Source organism: Holdemanella sp., from assembly GCF_056804935.1.
Genome location: NZ_DBMEXE010000222.1, coordinates 1,482 through 2,663 on the forward strand (window position 1 = coordinate 1,482; position 1,182 = coordinate 2,663).

Genomic DNA, 1,182 nt, shown 5'->3' on the forward strand with positions numbered 1-1,182 from the left:
CATACTCGATCTTATCTTCAGACCATATTTGTACCTTATTCTTTTTACGCGTATAGTGAATTTTGGGCTTAGAAATCTTTTGAATATGTTTCGTATTCTTTTTTAAGACCACTTCATTATCTTCATTTACAACCCAGACACGCTCAAATTCAACCACTTCATCTTTTTCTAGAACTTGTTCACTTTTTGAAACCATTTCAATCTCTTTATCGGGACTAAATACAAATTCATATTCTTTCTTTTCTAGGTTCATCAGCACATCATTTGTATATGTCACAACTTTTAATACATCATCTTTGACCATACGATTAAAGACTTTCTCAAAATCCATATCCATGAAAGTATCATTTAAATAGTATTCCACCCGCATATACGCATTTGAATCATCATACTTGTATTCTAGACTTGGTAGTTTCTTTAAATTCATGCGATCCACAACCATTTCATTATTCATAAACAACTGACTTGAAGGGGCTTTTTTATCGATTTGGACATAGATTTGATCACTTACCTCATGTCCATATATATCTTTGGCATACGCACTCACACAATAGATGACATCCTGATTATGTATGGCTGGTAAACGAATCGTTTCATTGAGCGCATAACGCGTTTTAATACCATTGAGATCCACATCTATATATCCTATTTCTAATTTAGGTACATTACGGATTGCTTTCACAATGACATCCTCATTGGATAGCTTACTTGAAGGAGTTAATGTGACTATTGGCAAAATATTGGAATATTCAATAGAGCCTTCGATACTTTTTTTAAATTGTGGATACTCTTTATGTTCTAACTCAAATGTATACTTTCCATTTTTTGAATGATCAATCAACACTTTATTTTTGTCTTCTAAATCGAGTGAATAATAATATATACCATCACAATATACATGCAGATTAAAAGCCTGTTTACATACAGATTCAAACTGCAGATTAGAATGATTTTCTTTTGTGTACACGACAGAATTTAATAAACATTCAGGATATTCAATAGGTAAAATTTTAACTTCTCTTTCCAACTTATTTTGTGCAATATCCGTACAAATTATTCGTAAAGATTGATTTTTGGATGTAACATCCACATCAAATTCAAGTTCTTCACAATCCATTTGTTCATCATCTAAATAAACCTCAATACTTTTCACATTTTGTTCGAATATCTTTACATGAACGG

The 1,182-nt window shown here is 31.2% G+C and carries 1 protein-coding gene; it reads right to left on the reverse strand.

What is annotated here, in order from left to right; all coding sequences use genetic code 11:
* On the reverse strand, positions 1–1,153 hold a 1,153-nt coding region (locus ACZQCL_RS08540), incomplete at its 3' end, for a hypothetical protein (RefSeq protein WP_482482795.1).
* Positions 1,154–1,182 lie beyond the last annotated feature (29 nt).